At 30.2% G+C, this 17,725-nt stretch carries 12 protein-coding genes; all 12 read right to left on the reverse strand.

Annotated features, from left to right (window positions below):
* Nucleotides 1-59: 59 nt before the first annotated feature.
* Entirely contained in the window at nucleotides 60-2,081 is a 2,022-nt protein-coding gene (locus tag OXH55_RS06260; RefSeq protein ID WP_268048900.1) for a methyl-accepting chemotaxis protein, read from the reverse strand.
* A gap of 188 nt (nucleotides 2,082-2,269) precedes the next feature.
* Nucleotides 2,270-4,288, reverse strand: coding sequence for a methyl-accepting chemotaxis protein (locus OXH55_RS06265; protein WP_268048902.1), 2,019 nt, complete (start codon nucleotides 4,286-4,288; stop codon nucleotides 2,270-2,272).
* A 151-nt stretch (nucleotides 4,289-4,439) separates the two neighbouring features.
* A complete protein-coding gene (locus OXH55_RS06270; protein WP_268048904.1) occupies nucleotides 4,440-6,452 on the reverse strand; it encodes a methyl-accepting chemotaxis protein in 2,013 nt (670 codons plus the stop codon).
* Nucleotides 6,453-6,599: 147 nt separating this feature from the next.
* Entirely contained in the window at nucleotides 6,600-7,007 is a 408-nt protein-coding gene (locus tag OXH55_RS06275) for a PqqD family protein (RefSeq protein WP_268048906.1), read from the reverse strand.
* On the reverse strand, nucleotides 6,994-8,949 hold the full coding sequence (locus OXH55_RS06280; RefSeq protein ID WP_268048908.1) for an OPT family oligopeptide transporter: 1,956 nt from the start codon (nucleotides 8,947-8,949) through the stop codon (nucleotides 6,994-6,996). The genes OXH55_RS06275 and OXH55_RS06280 overlap by 14 nt, the downstream gene beginning before the upstream one ends.
* A 361-nt stretch (nucleotides 8,950-9,310) precedes the next feature.
* Entirely contained in the window at nucleotides 9,311-11,347 is a 2,037-nt protein-coding gene (locus OXH55_RS06285; RefSeq protein WP_268048910.1) for a methyl-accepting chemotaxis protein, read from the reverse strand.
* 189 nt (nucleotides 11,348-11,536) lie between these two features.
* On the reverse strand, nucleotides 11,537-12,535 hold the full coding sequence (gene argF / locus OXH55_RS06290) for an ornithine carbamoyltransferase (RefSeq protein WP_268048912.1): 999 nt from the start codon (nucleotides 12,533-12,535) through the stop codon (nucleotides 11,537-11,539).
* 162 nt (nucleotides 12,536-12,697) lie between these two features.
* On the reverse strand, nucleotides 12,698-13,903 hold the full coding sequence (gene arcA, locus OXH55_RS06295) for an arginine deiminase (RefSeq protein WP_268048913.1): 1,206 nt from the start codon (nucleotides 13,901-13,903) through the stop codon (nucleotides 12,698-12,700).
* A 183-nt stretch (nucleotides 13,904-14,086) separates the two neighbouring features.
* Complete coding sequence (locus OXH55_RS06300) at nucleotides 14,087-14,239, reverse strand: YvrJ family protein (protein WP_268048915.1); 153 nt, start codon at nucleotides 14,237-14,239, stop codon at nucleotides 14,087-14,089.
* 81 nt (nucleotides 14,240-14,320) lie between these two features.
* Nucleotides 14,321-14,917, reverse strand: coding sequence for a DUF1836 domain-containing protein (locus OXH55_RS06305; RefSeq protein WP_268048917.1), 597 nt, complete (start codon nucleotides 14,915-14,917; stop codon nucleotides 14,321-14,323).
* Nucleotides 14,918-15,612: 695 nt separating this feature from the next.
* A complete protein-coding gene (fsa, locus tag OXH55_RS06310; RefSeq protein WP_268048919.1) occupies nucleotides 15,613-16,254 on the reverse strand; it encodes a fructose-6-phosphate aldolase in 642 nt (213 codons plus the stop codon).
* Nucleotides 16,255-16,290: 36 nt separating this feature from the next.
* Nucleotides 16,291-17,697, reverse strand: coding sequence for a tRNA nucleotidyltransferase/poly(A) polymerase-related protein (locus tag OXH55_RS06315; protein ID WP_268048921.1), 1,407 nt, complete (start codon nucleotides 17,695-17,697; stop codon nucleotides 16,291-16,293).
* Between the last annotated feature and the right edge of the window lie 28 nt (nucleotides 17,698-17,725).

Raw genomic sequence — 17,725 nt, forward strand, 5'->3', positions numbered from 1 at the left:
TATACAAAACAAAAAATCTCTAAGAAAAGTTTCTTAGAGATTTTTTTAATTTTTCATTCTTATATTTTAAATTTATCAACTACTGTTCTCAATTGATCTGAAAGATTATTTAACTTTTCCGCTGCTGAAACTATTTCATGAAGTCCAGCTGCTTGCTCTTCTGATGATGCACTAACTTCTTCTGCCGTAGCAGCCGCCTCTTCAGATACTGCTGAAGCTTCTGAAATATTCACCACAACTAAGTCTTTATCTTGTCTAATTTCCATTAATGAACCGCTTACCTTTTCTATATTAGCCTCTAGTGTTTCTATAGAATCTTTTATTTGCTTAAAGCTTTCATTAGTTACATGTACACTTTGTGCAGTTTTATCATTTAACTCTGTTGATAAATTCAGCTTTTCAGCTACTTCACTAACACTGTTGTTTACTTCTCCTATTACCTTCTCTATTTGTGAAGCTGAATCTGCTGACTCTTCTGCAAGTTTTCTAACTTCTTCAGCAACTACCGCGAAACCACGTCCAGCTTCTCCTGCTCTTGCAGCTTCTATTGAGGCATTTAGAGCTAAAAGGTTCGTTTGTTCTGTTATACTCTTGATTGCCTCTGTAATTACACCTATTTCTTTAGACTTTTCTGCTAAAGTTTGTACTTTTCCTACAACTTCTATATTGGCCTGATAATTTTCTTCAAACACTTGTGTCAATTCAGAAATTAATTGAGTACCATTACTGCTAGCTTTTTTAACCTCTACTGCTGCTTTAACCATACTATTAGAATCTTCTATAGATTCTTCAACCTTTTCTCCTAATTTGTCAGCTACATCTGATCCCTCATTTAGTTTTTCTGATTGGTGAACAGAACCATCAGCTATTTGTTGTACAGCTTTTGCAACTTCAGCTCCAACTGCACTTGATTCTTCTGTTACAGATACAAGAGAATCTGAATTTTCTTTTAATTCTTCTGATGCATTAAGTATATTCTTAATAATACCAGAAATATCATTAATTGTACTATTCACTGCATCTATAATTGTTTCTACCTCTGTAGTTAATCCTCTTTCTTTTTCTACCGTTACAGCAAAATTACCTTTTTGCATTTCTTCTAAACACCCTACGATTTTTTGAATAGGTTTGATTATAGTTGATTTAGTAAACTTATTTCCTATTAATATTGCTAGTATTAAAGCAATTGCTGCCACTAAAATATTAACTTTAACTCCGCTAATTATTTTACTTGTAAGCTCAGCTTTAGGTATAAGTGCCGCAACAGTATATCCTGTAGATTCTTCTTTTTGTTTGAATACCATGTAGCTTATACCATCTATTTGTTTTTCAAATATCATTTCGTTTGAATCTAATGTTTCTTGCATAGCCTTATCTTCATTAGTTGTAGTACCTATTTTTTCAGCTTGTTTATGTGCTATGATAGTCCCTTCCTTATCTAGAACTACTGCGAATCCCTCTTCTCCAAGGGTTGTTTGCTGAACACTTTTACTTAGATTTTCTAAAGTTAAATCTATTCCTATTACTCCAACCACTTTACCTGAAGCATCTTCAACAGTTTTTGCAAATGTTACTACATACAGCTTTTCATTATTTGCATCTGTATACGGATTGGTTCTAATTACATTACCCTTATTCTCTATTGCTGCCTTATACCATGGTCTTGCTGTTGGATCATATCCATCCGGCATTTTTTGCTCTGGAAGTATAATCATTTTTTTATCTTCTGTTCCAAGGTACACCCCTAAAACATCCTTATGTGTCTTTACAAATGAATCAAGACTCTTTCTAAGCCATGCCTCATTAGCTGGACTCTCTATAATAGTTTTAGCATTTGGATTAAGTGAAAGCATTTCTGCCGATTCCTTATTAACTTTGTCTGTACTCTTTATAACTTCAACAATCTTATCTACACTTTTGCTAGTTACTTCTCTAAACTCTTCTCTTATAGTACTGCTCAAAGTGTAATAACTAATAGCGGAAATCAAAAGTACAGGCACTAAAATAGAAGTAATCATTAGTGCTAGAATCTTAGTATACAAACTATTTTTCTTGGTATTTTTTATACCGAGTTTCTTCATATTTTCACACCTTTCTACTTGTTTCGTTTCAGTTTACACCACCTTTTTCAGATTTTTCTAAATTTTTTATTATATTTATTAATTTCGTAAAATTTTAACGTAACTTTAATGTAATTTCATGGTATATTCAAAAATACAAAATCTCTAAGAAAAACATCTTAGAGATTTTGTATTTTGTATTTTATGTTTTATATTTGAAATTTACTAACTAATTCTTTAAGCTCTTCTGATAACTTATTTAGGTTTTCCGATGATGAAACTATTTCTTGCAATCCAGCTGCTTGTTCCTCCGAAGATGCACCTACTTCCCCTGAAATAATAACCGCTTCTTGAGCTACAGATGAAGCATCTGAAATATTAGCCACAACTAAATCTTTATCTTCTTTAACTTCTATTAATAAACTGCTTACCTTTTCTATATTAGCTTCCAATATTCCTATAGCTTCTTGTATCTGCATAAAGCTTTTTTTAGTTCCTTGTACACACTGTGCAGTTTTATCATTTAACTCTGTTGATAAATTTAGCTTTTCAGCTACTTCACTAACACTATTTTTTATTTCTTCTATTACCTTTTCTATTTGTGAAGCTGAATATGCTGACTCTTCTGCAAGCTTTCTAACTTCTTCAGCAACTACCGCAAAGCCTCGCCCTGCATCTCCTGCCCTTGCAGCTTCTATTGAAGCGTTTAGAGCTAATAAATTAGTTTGTTCTGTTATACCCTTGATTGCATCGGTAATTACACCTATCTGATTTGACTTTTCTGCTAAAGATGTTACCGTTCCCACAACCTCTATATTTGCCATATAATTCTCTTCAAATACTTGTGTTAAGTCACAAATGATTTGAGTACCACTGTTGCTAGCTTTTTTAACCTCTACTGCAGCTTTAACCATATTATTAGAATCTTCTATAGATTCTTCAACCATTTCTCCTAATTTGTCAGCTATATCAAAACCTTCATTTAATTTTTCTGATTGCTCAATAGAACCATCAGATATCTGTTGTATAGCTTTTGCAACTTCAACTCCAGCCGCACTTGATTCTTCTGTTACAGATACAAGTGAATTTGAATTTTCTTTTAATTGATATGATGCTTTAAGTATACTTCTAAGAATTTCTACAACCTCATCAATTGTATTATTAAGTGCAAAACTTATACTTTCTATTTCATTACAAAGACCCTTATCTTTTTCTACTTTTGCTGTAAAGTTGCCTTTAGTTAGCTCTCCTAATACTTCTACAACTTTTTTAATCGGGTTAACTATAGTATTTTTAGTAAATTTACATCCAATAAAAATTGCTACTATTAAAGCAATCAATGTAACTAAAATATTAAATTTAATTGCTGAAAATATCTTACTTGTTAATTCAGCTTTAGGTATAAGTCCAGCAACAGTGTACCCTGTAACTTCTTCTTTTTGTTTAAAGACCATATGATTTACACCATCAATTTTCTTTTCAAATATCTTATCTTTTGAATCCAAGATATCTTGTATAGCTTTATTTTCTTTAGATGTAATACCTACTTTTTCACTCTGCTTATGTGCTATGACAGTACCTTCACTGTCTAAAACTATAGAGAATCCATTTTCTCCAAGAGTTGTCTGCTCAATACTTTTATTTAAATCATCCAATGTCATGTCCATTCCTATTACTCCAACTACTTTACCAAAAGAATCTTCAACAGTTTTTGCAAAAGTTACAATATATAAATCCTTATTATTTATATCTTTATAAGGATTTGTTCTAATTACTTTTCCTTTATTTTGTATAGCTTCTTTATACCACAACCGCTCTGTAGGATTATACCCATCAACCATTTTATGATTAGAAAGTATAATCATCCTTTCATCTATAGTTCCAAGATATACAGATAAAATATCCTTATGTGTCATTCTAAAAGCATTAAGACTCCTTCTAAGCCAAACTTCATTAGGTGGGTTTTGTATAATAGTCTTAGCATTAGGATCACGTGAAAGCATTTCTACTGATTGCCTATTAATTTTGTCAGTAGCCCCTATAACTTCGAAAACCTTGTCCACATTTTTACTCGTTACATCTTTAAAATCTTTATTTATAGTGCTGCTTAAAGTATAATAACTAATAATTGAAATCAAAAATACAGGGACCAAAATACAGGCAATTATCAAACCTATAATTCGCGTATATAAACTTTTATTTTTTCTTTTCTTTATATCTTGATTCATATATCTTCACCCTTTCTATTAATTTGACTATGTTTTTATCGGTTTATATACATTTATCATATATTATAGCATATTATAACCTAAATGTAATTTAATGGTATATAAATGTAAATAAAAATCTCTAAGAATTTTACTTAGAGATTTTTATTTGCTATATTTGAAATTTACTAACTAATTGCTTAAGTTCTTCTGATAAATCGCTTAGTTTTTCTGATGATGAAACTATTTCTTGAAGACCTGATGCCTGTTCTTCACAAGATGCACTTACTTCTTGTGAAGTAGATGCAGCCTCCTGAGCCACTAATGAAACTTCCTCGATATTTGAAAGTACTGAATCTTTACCTGATTTTATATCATTTAAAGAAAGGCTTACTTTTTCAATATTAGATTCAAGCGTTTCTACGGCTTGTCTTATTTTATTGAAACTTTCCTTTGTATCACTTACATTTACTGCTGTTTTATCATTTAACTCTGTTGAATGTTTTAGTTTTTCAAATACATCATTTACACTTCTTTTTACTTCACCAATTACTTTTTCTATTTCTGAAGCTGAATATGCTGATTCTTCTGCAAGTTTTCTAACCTCTTCAGCAACTACAGCAAAACCACGTCCTGCCTCTCCAGCTCTTGCTGCCTCAATTGATGCATTCAAAGCTAGAAGGTTTGTCTGTTCTGTTATGTTCTTAATTGCATCAGTAATTACACCTATTCTATTTGATTTTTCTGCTAAGGCTTGCACTTCTTCTGCAACATCTATATTAGCTGCATAGTTTTCTTCAAATACTTGAGTTAAGTTTATCATCAACTTAGCCCCTTCATGACCTGTCTCCTTGACTTTTGCAGCATATCTCATCATATTTATAGAATCATTTATAGATTCTTCAACATCCCGTCCAAGTTTTTCTGCAATTTCAGAGCTTTCATTTAGCTTTTCAGATTGACATATCGAACCATCAGCTATTTGCTGTACAGCCCTTGCTACTTCATCACCAGTAGTACTCGACTCTTCTGCTACAGTTAATAGTTCTTCTGAATTTTCTTTAAGATTATCTGAAGCCCCTGATATACTTTCAACAATCTTAGCTACCTCCACTGTAGTATTATTAACAGCATCAATAATATCTTCTATTTCGCCAGTAATTCCTTTAGTCTTTTGAGCTCTAGCTTTAAAATTTCCTTTACTTAATTCTTCAAAAATATATAAAATATTTTTAACTGGTTTAATTAAATTTTTCTTAGTAAATTTGTTTCCAGCATATGTTGCTAAAACTAAAACAATGAGTGATACTATAATATTTAATTTTATTGGTGCATAAATTTTATTTGAAAGTTCAGTTTTAGGTACTATTCCTAAAACAGTATATCCTGTATCTTTTTCTACTTCTTTAAAAACTAAACATTTAACACCATCAATTGTTTTTTCAAATACATCCTCTGTAATATTTAATAATTCTTGTGTGACTTTATCATCCTTAGAAGTAGTTCCAACTTTTTTAACATCCTTATGAGCTATAATAGTGCCCTCTTTATCAATAAGCACTGAATATCCATTTTTCCCAATAGTTATTTCTGAAACTATTTTACTCAGATCATCTAACTTTATATCAATTCCAATTACTCCAACCGGCTTACCTGCAGCATCTTTAACGAATTTTGCAAAAGTTACTTCATACTGTTTATCATTTATTCTATTTTTATAAGGACTGGTTAAAATTATCTCTCCATTTCCATCCATAGCATCTTTATACCACGCTCTTTTACTTGGATCAAACCCTTCTGGAACATCTTGTTTAGGAAGTAAAATCATCTTCTTATCTTCAGTACCTAAATATGCACTAGATACTCCCGTGTGTGATTTTATGAAGGAATCGAGAGCTTTTCTAAGCCACATTTCACTATCAACATTAGACGTTATTGCTATTACATTAGGATCTTGAGACAACATTTCTACTGACTCTTTGCTTGTCTTATCTAAATTCTTTATTACTTCAATTATTCTGTGTACATTATCTCCAGTCATTTCTTTAAAATCAGATTCCATGTTTTTACTTATAGAGTAATAACCAATACAAGAAACAATAATTAAGGGTACTAATATCGCTATACCTAACAAGCTTAAAATTTGACCATATAAGCTCTTTTTCTTAATTTTTTTCTTTTTCATATTATTCCCCCATTGTTTTTATTATTTGTAATCGTTTTACATCTGTAAAAAACAACCCTTTATTACTATAATTTACCTCATTTCTGATAAATTGGCAATATTTTCAGAAAAATTTAATTCTTAACATAAAAATAAAATCCATAAAGACTATACGTCTTTATGGATTTCAAACTTTATAAACTTATTATTTTTAAGTATTTTCATAAAATGTACTGTTCTATTTATAGCTTCTTTCTCTTCAACACCATAAGTCTTCATAAACTCTTTACATAAATCAAGAACAGTTCTTTTTCCATTAATTCTATTCCATATAAAACTTCCAATTTCATCAAGGTGTACATAAAGCTCTTTATGAGATTTTCTAAAGATTTTAAGGAAAAACCTATCCATTTTACTATCTCGCCTTATTACTATTGTTAAATTGGAATCATCTTCTACCTTTTCATATAAAGTAGGTTTACTAAAAGAATTATTTATGTACTTATTTAAGTGTATATTCTTTTTTACTTCATTTTTACGAGGAATGAATTCTAATAAATTATTACGCTGCTTCATGAAGTTCCTCTGGCTTTCTAATATTTGAATAGTAATATAAAATAACTAACAATATTCCATAAGGTATCAACGTAAACCAATTATTATGCGTAAATGCAATATCTTTACCAAAATTTATATTAGGTACTGATGCATAATTAACATGGAAATATGAATATATAGCAAGAATAACTCCCATCAATGAGTCTCCTGCAACAAGCCCTGATGCAAACAATATTCCACTTTCACGTCTGATTGCAAGTTCTTTACCTGATTTTCTTTTTTCTAATAATCCTCTAATTAATCCTCCAAGAATTGGTGCTGTTGATAGTGAAATTGGAAGATATAATCCTATAGCAAAAGGTAATACCGGGATTCCTAACATTTCAACAACAGCTCCTATTGCCATACCTATAAATATTAATATCCATGGAAGCTGTCCTGTAAATATCCCTTTTACAAGTGATGCCATAAGCATTGCTTGTGGTGCTGGAAGTTTTTCTGAACCTATTCCATATGTTGATGATAAAAGATAAACTACAAAACCTATAGATATTGCAGATGCTAAAACACCAATAAGTTCACCCATTTGTTGTTTTCTAGGTGTTGCTCCCACTAAGAAACCAGTTTTTAAATCTTGTGATGTATCTCCAGTAATTCCTACTGCAATACAAACTATAATACCAACAAATAATGTCGCAACCATTCCTGCTTCACCTTTTGCACCCATTCCCTTTAATATAAGAGAAGTTACAAGAAGTGTTGCAATTGTCATACCTGAAATTGGGTTATTTGATGTAAGACCAACCATCTTAGCTGCAACCGGTACAAACAAGAATGAGAATACAAGTACAATTAACGCTCTAACTATTCCTAATTTAAGTGGTGGTAAGAATGCCATAAATATAAATAATGCTGCAATTAACATGAAAACTAATCCCATATTCATATCTTGATCCGTTCTAGGAAGATTTCCATCAGCATCTTTACCCTTAAATAATTGTTGAAAACCTAATCTGAAGCTGTTAAACATTACAGGAATAACTTTCAGGAAGCTCCAAAGTCCTCCAAAAATAACTGCTCCTGTACCTATATATTTTAAATAATATTTCCAAATCTCATCAGGTCCCATAGTTGAGATTAATTCAGTCGCTGGTGCAACTGCATGTGGAAGTGCTGCTCCAAAATAAGATATTATAGGTGTAATTACAAGCCAACCAAGAGCTGCTCCTGCAAGCATAATAGCTGCAATTCTTGGTCCCATTACATAACCTACTCCAAGTAAAGCTGGCGCTGCATCTATTCCTATATATCCATTAGTAAGTCCCTTTACTGAAATTCCAACTTCTTCCTTCCAAAGTTCAAATCCAGTAAGGCACAGAGTATATAAACCTGCTAGTCCACCTCCTACAAATAGTACCTTTGCAGAGCTTCCCCCAGCTTCTCCTGCAACTAAAACTTCTGCACAAGCTGTACCATCTGGAAAAGGAAGCTTTCCATGTTCATCTGATACAAAATATCTTCTAAGTGGTATTAATATTAATACTCCAAGTACTCCACCTACAAATGCCATTACAGAGATGTTAAATATACTTATATCCATCCCCCATACCATAAGAGCTGGAACTGTAAAAATAACTCCTGCTGCTACAGATTCACCAGCAGAACCTATAGTTTGAACCATATTATTTTCAAGTACTGTTCCTCTTTTTAATATTCCTCTAAGTATTGCCATTGATGTAACCGCACAAGGAACTGATGCTCCTACAGTTTGTCCTAATTTCAATCCTAAATAAGCATTAGCTGCTCCAAAAACTACTGCTAATATAATTCCAAGTAAAATAGATTGAAATGTAAGCTCAGGCATAGATGTACTGGCTGATACATATGGTTCATATTCACTACCAGGTATCATCTCATATGCCCCTTGTGATAAAGTTTTTCTTTTTGTCAATTTTGACATAATAATTTTCCTCCTTGTTGCATTAACTGTTAAGCCCCTAAAATATAATTTTCCTTTAATAATTCCTATACCCCAGAGAAAAACTATTTTTTGAATATTTTTAACTTTTATGTATAAAAACACACAATTTTCATTATATTTATTAAATTTGTTTATGTCAACTGAACTAAGTATAACTATTCTCTTTTTCTTTGTGTTTTTTTGTCATTTTATCAAAATATATTATTTTATGTGAATGTTTTCGTATAAATTCACAATTTTTTAAAGACAATTGACCGTCATGTATGAACAAAAGAAAGATAGGGACTTTTACGCATATCCCTATCTTCTCTAACCTTTGTTTTAGTTTATTTAGTATTTTTTATTCTATTATAAACTTGTCTATTTTATTTTTCAGTTCATCTCCAAGCTCATTTACAGTTTGTGCATGCGATGCAACCTCTTCCATAGCTGCTAATTGTTCTTCTGTAGAAGCAGCTACTTCTTCAGTACTTGCTGATGTTTCCTCTGTTACAGCTGATACATTTGTCATTGCATTTATTATTTCATTTTTGCTCTCTTCCATATCTTCAGCATATTCATTAACTTTATCTATTTTATCCACTAACTTTTTAAGAGATTCAGAAGTTTGGTTAAATATATCACCTGTATTTTCAATGGATTTATTCTGTTCTCCGGTTATTTGTTTAACTTCTTCCATTGTACTAACAGCATTGTTAGCTTTTTCTTGAATATTTCCAATTAACGCTTTTATATCATTAGTTGCTGCTGCTGTTTCTTCTGATAATTTTCTTATTTCCTCAGCAACAACAGCAAATCCTTTTCCTACTTCTCCTGCTCTAGCAGCTTCTATACTGGCATTCAATGCTAATAGATTAGTTTGACTTGATATGTTATCAATCAAACCAGTTATAGATTCTGCATTATTTGCATATTGGTTTACCTCTAATATTATTTCATTTATTTCTGACGTCCTGCTCATACTTTCAGCTGTTTTTTCATCCAATACGTTAATTATTCTTAATCCCTCTTCGCTTAATTCGTTTGTTTCATTAGAAATATTGTGTATTTGTACTATTAAATCATTTGTATTATCTATTCTCTCACCTAAATCATTGCTTTTATTAGCCACCATTTCAGTATCTCTAGCTTGATCTGATGAACTAATTGCTATTTGGTTTATAGCTTCCGCCATTTCACTGGCCACTCTAGTTGAATTCTGTGAAATTTCCAATAAGTTGCTTGATGATTTATTTACTGTATCTGCCGATTCTTTTATATTGCTTAGTAAATTTTTCATATCTTCCTGCATCTTAGAAACAGCTTTTCCTAGTTCCCCAAATTCATCATTTCTCTTTAGAATTTCTTCTGGAAGCTCTTTTGTAAAGTCACCTGTAGCAATAACCTTCAACTGCTCTGCTGAAGAAATGATTGGCTTTGTAACCATTTTAGATATGTACATAGATAATCCAATTATAATTATTAATATTAATAATATCATTAAACTTATTGTTCTTAACATACCATTAGCTTCTTTTTCCATCTCCCCAACTGGAATTGTTGTTAACAGAGTCCAATTAGGAGTATTTGGTATAGTAGCATATAATCCTATTGCTTCTACCCCATTAGGTCTGATATAAACACCTACTCCATTTTTTCCAGCTACCATGTCTTTACCTAATTTTTCAAAATCCTTAAATCCGTCTTGTGATGATTTTAAAACATTTAATTTCATTCTATAATTGTCATCTGGATGTGCAATAAAAAGTCCATTACCATCTATCACTGAACCAAATGATGTTCCTACTTTAATTTTTTCTGCTATTTCTGTTAAGGTATCCAAAGTAACAGTAGATGCTAAAACCCCTATTATTTGTCCATCTTTTTCTATTTTAGTTGCAATTATAAATATAGACTTACCTGTAGATTTAGAATTTAATGCATTAGTAACTACTACTTCTTTCTTTCCACTAATTATATCTTTGAAATACTCACGATCTGAAATATCAGTCTCAGTACCCATCGTATTCCACATTTTACCGTTTTTATCTGCTATAAAATACATCTCAATTTCATTGCTCTGCTCTTTCATATCAATTAAATGTGGTTTATATAGAGATGGATTCATAGATTCTACAATATCAGATTCAGCTAATAATTCCACTTGTTTAATAATTCCATTAATCCATTCACCTATTTGTCCACCACTTGCTTCAACAATTTTTTCACTCATCTGTTGAGTTAATGGTACCACAGTATTAGCAGTTTTCATATAAATCATAAATGCTAAAATGCATAAAAGAGCTGTGGTTGATATTCCAAACCATGCTATTATTTTGGTACGAATAGACTTACTACTTACCGTCATAAACTTCACATTGGGCTTCTTTAATTTCATATGTACCTCCTTATTTTTACATTTTCATATGTATATACAGTTAGTTTTCGTGTGTAAAATACATTTCTTTACGTTTTTTATTTTATAAAATAAATCATATTATATTTTTATATAAAAAATAATATAGATCTATGTTTTTAACATAGATCTATATTAAAATCGAAGAACAAATTCACTCCATTATATTTATTAACTTCCAAGAGTTGCTACCATAACTGCTTTTATTGTATGCATTCTATTTTCAGCTTCATCAAAAACAATTGAATATTTACTCTCAAATACTTCATCTGTTACCTCTAAAGCATCAAGTCCATATTTTTCATATATTTCTTTTCCAACCTTTGTTCCTAAGTCATGGAAAGCTGGTAGGCAATGCATAAACTTAACATCATCATTTGCCGTTTTCTTTATAATATCCATGTTGATTTGATAAGGCTTTAATATTGCTAATCTCTTTTTCCATACTTCATCTGGCTCTCCCATAGATACCCATACATCTGTGTATAATATATCTACATTTTTCACTCCACTATCTACATCTTCTGTAATTGTTATTTTTGCTCCAGTTTCCGTTGCTACTAAATTACATTTATCTACTAACTCTTTTTCAGGAAACAACTCTTTAGGCGCTACTATTCTAAAATCCATCCCCATCTTTGCAGCACCAATCATAAGAGCATTTGCCATATTATTTCTTCCATCTCCTAGATAAGCAAAAGATACTTTGTTTAATGGTTTATCAAAATGTTCTTTTATAGTTAAAAAATCTGCCAATATTTGAGTTGGATGATCTTCGTTAGTAAGTCCATTCCACACAGGAACGCCTGAATACTTTGCTAAAGTTTCAACAACTTCCTGCCCAAAACCTCTATATTCTATTCCATCGTACATTCTTCCAAGAACTCTTGCTGTATCCTCAACAGATTCTTTTTTCCCCATTTGACTTCCTGTAGGTCCAAGGTAAGTTACATGTGCCCCTTGATCATGTGCAGCCACTTCAAAGGCGCATCTTGTTCTAGTAGAATCCTTTTCAAAAATCAATGCTATATTTTTTCCCAAAAGATTTTTAGTTTCCGTACCAACATACTTAGCCTTTTTAAGTTCTGCAGCTAAATCTAATAAGAAATTTATTTCCTTAGGTGAAAAATCCATCAATGTTAAAAAACTTCTATTTTTCAAATTGAACATTTGTATAGCCCCCTCCTTGTTTGCATAAATATACACAAATTATACATCACTTTCTATATATTGTCTATATTGTTTTTATATTTATACTTTTTAAATTATAATTATTCATTTATCTTTTGCATATCATAAAATAAACTTGCCCAAACTCTCTAAACTTATTTTTTAGACATCCTCTCTATATATAGGCATAGACATGCATCTAGGGCCGCCCCTTCCTCTAGATAGCTCTGAGGATCGTATTGATATTACAGACACATTATTTTTATATAAAATTTCATTAGTCACATAATTTCTCTCATAGGTTATTACTTTTCCTGGTGCAATAGCTAGTGTATTTGAACCATCATTCCACTGTTCTCTGTCAGCTACTATTTTGTCACCTCCACCGCATCTTATAAGTTTTATATCTCTATTTAAATATCGTGATAATATTTTTTGAATACTATCTTCTTCTTCCTTGATAATAAGCTCACTATTTTTATAATCATAACTTATTGCATTCACTATTATACTCTCTTCTATATTAGGATGAAGAGTAAATTTATCATAGTCCACCATAGTAAAAACTGTATCTAAATGCATAAAAGCTCTTCGTTTAGGTATTTCAAACACAAGTATAGTTTTAAAGCTTTCCCCATTTTCAAATATACTTTTAGCAATTTTTAAAATAGCTTTACTATCACTTCTGGCGCTGTGCCCTATAGCAAGAATGTCTTTTGATAAAACTAGCTCATCTCCACCCTCTATACAATATCTCTCATCTCTGTTGTACCATTTTGGAATATCTTTATCTTTAAATTCAGGATGATGAGAAAATATATATTTTGCAAAAAGAGTCTCACGCCTTCTTGTTCTTGTTTTCATGGAATTTATAGTTATTCCTCTTCCAATAGATGCAAAAGGATCTCGTGTAAAGTATAAGTTAGGCATAGGATGCATTAAAAATGGATATTCTTTATCACCTTCACTTATATCTAAATCCTTAAATCTAACTCCTGCCATTATTTTTAGAATTATATCTTTTTCAGGCATATTCTTTAAATAGTCTTTTATTATCTTTTTAATTTTCTCATCTTCAACACGACTTTCATTTACTACTTCTGTTAAAAATTTTTCTTTAACTTGTTCATTTTTTATACTCTCTGCACATAAATCTTCTAGATATAACACTTCAGCTCCATTCTCTTGAAGTACCTTTGCAAAATTATCATGCTCTTCTCTTGCAACCTTTAAAAAAGGTATATCATCAAATAACAGTATTTTTAAATATTCTGGAGTTAAATTTTCTACTTCTTCCCCTGGTCTATGTAAAAGTACTTTCTTAAGCTGACCAATTTCAGAATAAACATTTATTATATCTTTAGACATAATAAGCACCTCAATTCATAGCTTATTTTCTTAACTTTTATATATATATCCTCAGTAAATATGTAAATATTGTTCCCCTATTAACACTAAAAATATTATGATTTCAAATTAAATCTATGCTTGTACTTCAAAAATATTCTAAGTAATTTACTTAAAAAAAATAGGCATCAGAATTTCTGATGCCTAACTATTATCTTTAAAGTTATTTAATATATTGGATAAAGTATTAATACTAACTGTAAGATTCTCTAATTTACTCTCTATTCTTACTAAAAGATAAATAGAAACAGCAATTGGAAAACCTACATTTCCTATTAACGCTACTAGAGCATCCACTCATATCACCTGCCTTTTACAGATTAAATATGCATAGATGCTCTTTTTATATACCTCAATTTATCCTTTATTTATATTAAATTATTTTCTTTCCCCATATTTATCTACAATTTTTTTAGCTAATTTCTTAGTAGCACTTGCTTGAGCTATTAAACTCATTACTAATAAGAAAACCGATATTCTTTCTTCATCGTCTTTTTTAAGTTCACTCTCATCTATAAATTTTCCAAGTTTATCCTCATTAAAAGTTTCGATATTTAAAAAATTATCAAAGCTTTCATTCTGAATTTCATCAAAAACTTTATAAGCTTTTTCCCAAGAAATAATATCATCACTTCTATCATTTATTTCATTAAATGCAAGAGCAAATACCTTTTTAATCTCTTCTGTAGTAAGTATAGGTCTCATATAACTTAAAAGCACTAATTGTGCTAAATGAAGTTTTGTATATCCTCTTTTCTTACCATCTTCTGGTTTAGATATAACTTCATTTTTAATATAATTTTGGACAATATTATTTGTATATTTTTCCTCTTCAAATCTATCATTTAAATAATCGATAACCTGAGATAGGAATAAATCATATTGAGGTAAATCATCATAAGAAACTAAACTGTTCTGCGAAATTTCTTTTGCTAACTTATCTATGTCTTCCAAAATGAATTCACTTTTCTTCACTTATATTACCTCCAAGTTTCTTTGTTAATAATTTTATCTGTCATACAATTATGTCAAATCCAAATTTTACTAATATCATTTAACTATTACCTTTCACAATATATTATACGGTATTTATAACCGTATTACAAGTTTAATTGTTGTATACAATATATATATTTTTTACTTCGACAAAATTTTTTATTTTTTTAAAGTTTTGTTCATTTGAAGCTTAACTTTCAAAATCAATCTTTATGTGCATAAAAAAAAAATTATGCACATTTATATACAAGTTATGCACATTTTCTGTGGATAACCCCTGTTATCAGGTTAAATATTGATTTTATCTAGATTTAAAATCTATACCAAGAAATTTTATCCACATTGTCCACATACCCCTGTTGATAACTTGTTAAAATTTTGTGGAATAATTCGAGTTTTTTTTAGATTTATCCTTCATTTTTTATATAATTCTGCAGTTTTATATTTTTTTATATTCTACTGCACTTACATTTATGTAAAACAAGCTCTAAGTATGGATAATTTAAAAGTCTATATCAAAACGCACGCATAAATTTACATTTTTTATTCTTCTTCATATCATAAAAGCACAAATACAGCTCACACCATACTTGTGCTTATCTATATAATTTGAAACAAGTATTTACATTCAGTACAGTAATTATGATATCTAGTCTTCTTTTAAGTCTAATTCATTATCTACTCTTATTATAATCTGCTAAAAACTTTTCTATTCCTTTATCTGTAAGAGGATGTTTTAACATCTGATCTAAAACTTTATAAGGAATTGTTGCAATATCAGCTCCAGCTTTTGAAGCTTCAAGAACATGCATTGGATGTCGTATACTTGCACCTATTATTTCTGTTTTTATATCATAGAAATTAAAGATTTCTGCTATATCTGCAATTACATCTAATCCATTTGTACCAATATCATCAAGTCTACCTGCAAATGGGCTTACATAAGAAGCTCCTGCTTTAGCTGCAAGTAAAGCCTGTTGTGCTGAAAAGATCAAAGTTATATTTGTTTTAATTCCTTCTTTTGAAATTATGTTTACAGCCTTCAATCCTTCTTCACACATAGGTATTTTCACAACTATATTTTTATGTATTTTAGCTAATTCCCTAGCCTCTTGTACCATTTTATCGCATTCTAAACTTATAACTTCTGCACTTATTGGTCCATCAACTATTGAGCAGATTTCCTCTACCACCTCTTTTATATCTCTACCTTCTTTTGCTATTAGAGATGGATTAGTAGTAACCCCTTCTAAAACACCCCACTCACTTACCTTTCTTATTTCATCTACATTAGCAGTGTCAATGAAAATCTTCATAATATTCTCCCCTTCCAAAAATTGTATATTTTTTTATTATAAACTAACTCTTATCCCTTTAATGATTTTTATAGCTTCTTCTTTGTCCTTAATTTCCCCATAATACGTAAGCCTATCTAGTTCTTCTAAAATATATTTAATCTCTTCTCTCTGAGCCCCAGTAAGCTCTATTACTTCACTTCCATTTAAAAATCGTTTTTCCTTAGCCTGTCTGTACAAACTATACTCTTTAAATAGTCTTTCTAGGTAAGCTATAAATTCATCTTCTTCATTATCAGGATCATACAACATTTTTGTTGCATGTATATCACAAAATGAAAGAACTAGGATATATGGTATATATTCATCATATCTAGAAAATAATTTATAAAAACTCTTTTTATAATTTTTTACTTTATTCTTACAAAGTCCTAAAGGATACATATGTGCTTCTACTAATTTTTCAATAAATTTTTGTGCACGTTTGGGGAAACCTAACTCGCTGCATACCTCACTTATAATCTTAGCACCTTCTTTATCATGCCCAATGAAGCTCACCTTATCTCCATTTTTGGTATAGCATTTTGCCTTTCCTATATCATGTGAAAAAGCCGCAAAAGCCATATAACATTTTATTGGAAACTCCCCTATCTTCTTATCGAAAATATTTAAATCTAACCCTTTGATATATAATCTACCCCGCAATACTTCAATAAAATTCTTATATACTAAATTCATATGGGTAAAAGCATCTTCTATATGATATTTACATTTACCTATAACCTTTAATTCATCAATATAAGGAATTAAATGCTGTAATACCCCATATCTTTCTAGTTCTTCAAAAGCCTTTCCTTCTTTATCATCTTCCAAAATTCTTATAAACTCATTAAAAATCCTTTCCTTGGGATAATCTTTTATATATTTACTTCCATCAATAATATGATTTTCACAACTTTTACTAAAATGCATTCCATATTTTATAGCAATCCTGTGAGCTCTTAGTATTCTTACCCTATCATCTTTTATGCTCTCTTCACTTACTTCATGAATTATCCTATTTTGAAGATGATTCCTACCCTTATAAGGATCTATTATTTTATTATCCATAAGTTTTAGAGCTATTGCATTTATAGTAAAATCTCTATAGCTTAAATCTTCTTCTAGACTATCTCCTTTAAGCTTTGCTATATCTAATGTTTTATTTTCTTTTACAGCCCTATATATGCCCATTTCCTGTTTCAATTCAAAAACACTATAATCTTTTTTTCTTAATTCCTTAATAAATAATTGAATATCTCCATCATAAATAATATCTATATCCTTTGGTACGTTTTTGGCCTTTATAAGCTTATCTCTAATATACCCACCTACTATATATGCAAAATCATTATTTCTATTTAAGATATCCTTTACATCATCTATTACAAAATTCATTATTTCACCTGCTTTTTCCAATATCATATTTAATTATATCACAATTTATTCCGCT

Origin of the sequence: Clostridium ganghwense, from assembly GCF_026735165.1 — a bacterium.
GTDB classification, from domain to species: Bacteria; Bacillota; Clostridia; order Clostridiales; family Clostridiaceae; genus Clostridium_H; species Clostridium_H ganghwense.

Excerpts from the sequence above, each read along its gene's own strand:
- OXH55_RS06260 (WP_268048900.1), bottom strand. The coding sequence starts at position 2,081 with ATGAAGAAACTCGGTATAAAAAATACCAAGAAAAATAGTTTGTATACT.
- OXH55_RS06275 (WP_268048906.1), bottom strand. The coding sequence starts at position 7,007 with ATGAAGCAGCGTAATAATTTATTAGAATTCATTCCTCGTAAAAATGAA.
- arcA (WP_268048913.1), bottom strand. The coding sequence starts at position 13,903 with ATGTCTAAAGATATAATAAATGTTTATTCTGAAATTGGTCAGCTTAAG.
- OXH55_RS06265 (WP_268048902.1), bottom strand. The coding sequence starts at position 4,288 with ATGAATCAAGATATAAAGAAAAGAAAAAATAAAAGTTTATATACGCGA.
- argF (WP_268048912.1), bottom strand. The coding sequence starts at position 12,535 with ATGTTCAATTTGAAAAATAGAAGTTTTTTAACATTGATGGATTTTTCA.
- fsa (WP_268048919.1), bottom strand. The coding sequence starts at position 16,254 with ATGAAGATTTTCATTGACACTGCTAATGTAGATGAAATAAGAAAGGTA.
- OXH55_RS06270 (WP_268048904.1), bottom strand. The coding sequence starts at position 6,452 with ATGAAAAAGAAAAAAATTAAGAAAAAGAGCTTATATGGTCAAATTTTA.
- OXH55_RS06280 (WP_268048908.1), bottom strand. The coding sequence starts at position 8,949 with ATGTCAAAATTGACAAAAAGAAAAACTTTATCACAAGGGGCATATGAG.
- OXH55_RS06285 (WP_268048910.1), bottom strand. The coding sequence starts at position 11,347 with ATGAAATTAAAGAAGCCCAATGTGAAGTTTATGACGGTAAGTAGTAAG.
- OXH55_RS06315 (WP_268048921.1), bottom strand. The coding sequence starts at position 17,697 with ATGATATTGGAAAAAGCAGGTGAAATAATGAATTTTGTAATAGATGAT.